At 67.6% G+C, this 5,138-nt stretch carries 4 protein-coding genes and 1 pseudogene; all 5 read left to right on the forward strand.

Features of this window, described 5'->3' with window-relative positions:
• Positions 1–469 (forward strand): annotated as a pseudogene (locus ACM2XV_RS11970) (DNA primase); the annotation flags it as partial.
• A 96-nt stretch (positions 470–565) separates the two neighbouring features.
• Positions 566–2,194 (forward strand): ABC transporter substrate-binding protein, encoded by a 1,629-nt coding sequence (locus ACM2XV_RS11975; RefSeq protein WP_487027080.1) that lies wholly within the window; start codon positions 566–568, stop codon positions 2,192–2,194.
• Positions 2,195–2,274: 80 nt separating this feature from the next.
• On the forward strand, positions 2,275–3,375 hold the full coding sequence (locus tag ACM2XV_RS11980; protein ID WP_487027081.1) for an ABC transporter permease: 1,101 nt from the start codon (positions 2,275–2,277) through the stop codon (positions 3,373–3,375).
• Between the two features lies 1 nt (position 3,376).
• A complete protein-coding gene (locus tag ACM2XV_RS11985; RefSeq protein ID WP_487027082.1) occupies positions 3,377–4,333 on the forward strand; it encodes an ABC transporter permease in 957 nt (318 codons plus the stop codon).
• Positions 4,330–5,138: ABC transporter ATP-binding protein (locus ACM2XV_RS11990; RefSeq protein ID WP_487027083.1), on the forward strand; the 809-nt coding region annotated here is incomplete at its 3' end. The genes ACM2XV_RS11985 and ACM2XV_RS11990, both read left to right, overlap by 4 nt.

Here is a 5,138-nt window from a genome sequence, read left to right on the forward strand (position 1 = left end):
CACCCTCAACGACCTCGGCCGCGACCCCATCACGACGACCGAGCGGCAGGCGCTCATGGCCGTGCTACAGCTGCCCGACGCGGTCGGCCGCGACCTCGTCGACCGGGCCATGCAGGCGCGCTTCTCGAACCCCACGCTCGAGCTCGTGAAGAGCGCCATCGCGGCCAACATGGACGCCTTCGGCGCGGCGGACTGGTTCGCGCGCATCCGCAACGACCTGCCGGAGCAGTTCCGGTCGATCGTCGAGCAGCTCGCCCTCTCACCGGTTCCCGAGCGCAGCGAAGAGGCGGCGAAGGTGTGGGCGAAGGCGATCGTCGGCTCGCTCATCGAGAAGGACATGGTCACGCTCAAAGCCGAGCTGCAGAGCAGGCTGCAGCGCACCGACCCCTCCGACAGCGACACGCGCATCGCGATCAGCCGCGCCATGGCCGAGCTCGAGCTCGAGCGCCGGCGCCTGCGGGGGGAGTGACCGGTCGGCCTGCGGTTAACGACACCGAAACACACGGCCACGTAGGGTGGGGGCACCACATTCCCATTTCCCCACCACGAAAGTGAGTCCTGCGGCATGAATTCCGTCTCGACTCGTCGGGCCCGCATGGTCGCGTCCGTTGCGGCTGTTGCGGCCGGTGCGCTCGTTCTCGCCGGCTGCGCCGGCAACAACGGGGGCAGCGGCGGCAGCGCCTCGGCGAAGTCCATCACCATCGGCACCACCGACAAGATCACCTCGCTCGACCCGGCCGGCTCGTACGACAACGGGTCCTTCGCCGTCATGACGCAGGTGTACCCCTTCCTCGTCGACACGCCCAACGGCAGCCCCGACCCGAAGCCCTCCATCGCCGAGAGCGCGCAGTTCACCGACCCGAGCACCTATGAGGTCAAGCTCAAGCCGGGCCTCACCTTCGAGAACGGCGACAAGCTGACCTCGTCCGACGTGAAGTTCACGTTCGACCGGCAGCTCAAGATCAACGACCCGAACGGCCCCGCATCGCTGCTGGGCAACCTCGCGTCGGTGTCGACGCCCGACGACACGACCGTCGACTTCCACCTCAAGGCGCCGAACGACCAGACCTTCCCGCAGGTGCTGACCAGCCCCGCCGGCCCGATCGTCGACGAGCAGGTCTTCAGCGCCGACAAGGTCACCCCCGACGACACCATCGTCAAGGGCGAGGCGTTCGCCGGCCAGTACTACATCTCGTCGTACAAGGTGAACCAGCTGATCCAGTACAAGGCGTTCGCGGGCTACAAGGGCCTCAACGGCGCGGCGAAGACCCCGACCGTCAACGTCAAGTACTACGCCAGCTCCGACAACCTCAAGCTCGACATCCAGTCGAACGCGATCGACGTGGCCTACCGCTCGCTGTCGGCCACCGACATCTCGAGTCTCAAGTCGAACAACAAGGTCAAGGTCATCGACGGCCCCGGCGGCGAGATCCGCTACATCGTGTTCAACTTCAACACGATGCCGTTCGGCGCTAAGACCTCCGACGCCGACCCGAAGAAGGCTCTCGCCGTGCGCCAGGCCGCGGCCGACCTGATCGACCGCGAGGCCATCTCGAAGCAGGTCTACAAGGGCACCTACACCCCGCTGTACAGCTACGTTCCCGACGGCCTGACGGGTGCCACCCCGGCTCTCAAGTCGCTCTACGGCGACGGCGACGGCGGCCCCAGCCTCGACAAGGCGAAGGCCGCGCTCAAGGCCGCCGGCATCACCTCGCCGGTGACCCTGAACCTGCAGTACACGGGCGACCACTACGGTCCCTCGTCGGGCGACGAGTACGGCCTCATCAAGAGCCAGCTCGAGAACGGCGGCCTGTTCAACGTCAAGCTGCAGCAGACCGAGTACGTGCAGTACTCGAAGGACCGCGTTGCCGACGTCTACCCGGAGTACCAGCTCGGCTGGTTCCCCGACTACTCGGACGCCGACGACTACCTGACGCCGTTCTTCGCGAAGAACAACTTCCTGTCGAACCACTACGACAGCCCGGAGGTGCAGGCGCTCCTCGCGAAGGAGGTCGGCGACACCGACAAGGCTGACCGCACCAAGGTGATCGAGCAGATCCAGGAGACCGTCGCGAAGGACCTCTCGACGCTGCCCCTCCTGCAGGGCGCCTCGGTGGCCGTGGTCGGCAAGGACGTGAACGGCACCACGCTCGACTCGTCCTACAAGTTCCGCTACGCGAACATCAGCAAGTAAGTAGCCTGTGCTCGGGGGCGGCCGTCTGGCCGCCCCCGTTGCACGCGCGTCCTCGGATGCCCACGGAAGGATCCGCGTCTATGACGACGTCCCCCGAGACCGTTCCCTCGCCGCTCGCGCCGGCACCCGCCCAGCCGAGTGGCGCCGCCCTGCGCGGCGGCGGCGGACTGCTGCGCTACATCGTCGTGCGCTTCCTGCTGATCTTCCCGACGATCTTCATCCTCGTGACGGTCGTCTTCTTCCTGATGCGCTCGACCGGCGACCCGATCACCGCGGCGCAGGGCGGCCGGCTGCCACCGGCCGAGCTCGCGAAGCGCATCCACGAGGCGGGCTACGACCGCCCGCTGATCCTCCAGTACTTCCAGTACCTCGGCCAGATCGCCCACGGCGACTTCGGCACGACGTTCAGCGACCACCAGAAGGTCACGACGATTCTGCTGACCTACGGCGGCGCGACGCTGGAGCTCGCGTTCTACGCCCTCATCGTGGCGTTCATCGTCGGCATCCCGCTCGGCATGCTCGCCGCTTATCTGCGCGACAGGTGGGGCGACGCCGTGCTGCGCGTGCTCTCGATCCTGTTCTACGCGACCCCCGTGTTCTTCTCGGGCCTGCTGCTGCAGCTCACGTTCTCGATCGGCCTCGGCTGGCTGCCGGTGGCAGGCCGCGCAGACACGAACACCGAGCTCGAGATCCAGACCCTGCCGCACCCCACGGGCATCTACCTGATCGACGCGTTCCGCACAGGCGACCCGGATGCCGTGCCCGACGTGCTGAAGCACGCGGTGCTTCCGGGCATCGCGCTCGGCCTGCTCACGGCGGGCGTCTTCCTGCGCCTTGTGCGCACGAACGTCATCGGCACGTTCAACACGCAGTACGTGGATGCCGCACGTTCCCGCGGCGTGCGCGAGTACCGCCTCATCACGCGGCACGCGTACAAGCCCGCACTCATCCCGATCATCACCGTGATCGGCCTGCAGATCGCGATGCTGCTCGGCGGGGCGGTGCTCACCGAGACGACCTTCGAGTGGAAGGGCCTCGGCTTCGAGCTGAATCAGTACCTGGAGGCGCGAGACTTCGTGGCCGTGCAGGGCATCGTCGCCCTGCTCGCCGTGATCGTGGCGGTGGTCAACTTCGTCGTCGACATCATCGCCGCCCTCATCGACCCGAGAGTGAGGTACTGAGATGAAGCGCTCGCTCCTCAGCCGCGTCCCCGTCGTCGCGCAGCTGCGCCAGAGCGTCGGCGTGCAGCGCTTCATGCTGCTCACCGGTGTCGTCATCACGGGTGTCTACGTGCTCGTGGCGATCTTCGCGCCGCTCATCGCGCCGTATTCGTACGGCCAGCTGAAGGACGCGCACGGGAACTTCGGCTCGCAGCAGGCGCCGAGCGGCGCCCACCTGTGGGGCACCACCGTCGGCGGCTACGACGTGCTGAGCCGCACGATCTTCGGTGCGCGCACGGCGATCGTCGCGATCATCATCGCGATCATCCTGTCGCTCATCATCGGCGTGCTGCTCGGCCTGTTCTCCGGCTATTTCGGCGGCCCGATCGACCGAGTGCTGGTCGTCATCTGCGACGCCATCTACGCGTTCCCCACCCTGCTGCTCGCCATCGTCATCTCGATCGCGATCTCGGGCGGCTCGTCGAACTTCTGGTCGGGGGTGTTCTCGGCCGCGTTCTCGATCACGGTCGTCTATATCCCGCAGTACTTCCGCGTCGTGCGCGCCGAGGTCGTGCGCGTGAAGGTCGAGTCCTATGTGGAATCCGCCCGTGTGATCGGCGCAGGCGACCTGCGCATCATCTTCCGCCACGTTCTGCGCAACTCGATCCGCACGCTGCCGCTCATCATCACGCTGAACGCGACGGACGCCTTCGAGACGCTCGCGGGCCTCGGCTTCCTCGGCTTCGGCATCGAGCCGTCGAGCGCCGCAGAGTGGGGCTACGACCTGCAGAAGGCGCTCTCCGACGTGACGAGCGGCATCTGGTGGACCGCGCTGTTCCCGGGGCTCGCGATCGTGGTGCTCGCGCTCGGCATCTCGCTCATGGGCGAAAGCCTCAACGACCTCGCCGACCCGCGGCTGCGCCGCCGCGGAGCCGCCGCCGAAGTCACGGAAGCCGATGTCGAGGAGGTCGTGCTGTGAGCAATGTGGTCGACATCACGGACCTGACGGTCCGGTTCGCGACGGATGCCGGCTCGGTGGCCGCCGTGCGCGGCGTCAGCCTCTCGGTCGGGCCGCGCGAGATCCTCGCGGTCGTCGGCGAGTCGGGCTCCGGCAAGTCGGTGACCGCGAAGACGATCCTCGGCATGCTGCCCGAGACGGCGACCACGGGCGGTGCCGTCGTGCTGCGCGGGCGTGACTCCGAGCTCGGCGTCGACGTCGCCCGGCTCGACACCCGCGGCTTGCGGGCGATCCGGGGCCGCGACGCGGCGATGGTCTTCCAGGAGCCGTCGACGGCGCTCAACCCGGTGTATCCGATCTGGTGGCAGATCGCGGAAGGCCTGCGCGCACACGGCAAGGTCTCGAGGAAGCAGGCGCGCGAGCGCGCCATCGAGATCCTGCGCCGCGTCGGCATCCCCGAGCCGGAAAAGCGCATCGACTACTACCCGCACGAGTTCTCGGGCGGCCAGAAGCAGCGCATCGTCATCGCCATGGCGCTCGTGCTCAACCCGAGCCTGATCATCGCCGACGAGCCCACCACGGCGCTCGATGTCACGGTGCAGGCCGAGATCCTCGACCTGCTGCGGTGGTGCCGCGACGAATACGGCTCGTCGATCGTGCTCATCACGCACAACATGGGCGTCGTCGCCGACCTCGCCGATCGTGTCGCCGTCATGTACCAGGGCGAGATCGTCGAGCGGGCCGATGCGCACGCGCTGTTCGCCGACCCCCAGCATCCCTACACGCAGGCGCTGCTCGCGGCGGTTCCGCGCGTCGGCACCGGTCA

This window comes from Gryllotalpicola sp. CP2-P1, assembly GCF_057512245.1.

Excerpts from the sequence above, each read along its gene's own strand:
- ACM2XV_RS11975 (WP_487027080.1), top strand. The coding sequence starts at position 566 with ATGAATTCCGTCTCGACTCGTCGGGCCCGCATGGTCGCGTCCGTTGCG.
- ACM2XV_RS11980 (WP_487027081.1), top strand. The coding sequence starts at position 2,275 with ATGACGACGTCCCCCGAGACCGTTCCCTCGCCGCTCGCGCCGGCACCC.
- ACM2XV_RS11985 (WP_487027082.1), top strand. The coding sequence starts at position 3,377 with ATGAAGCGCTCGCTCCTCAGCCGCGTCCCCGTCGTCGCGCAGCTGCGC.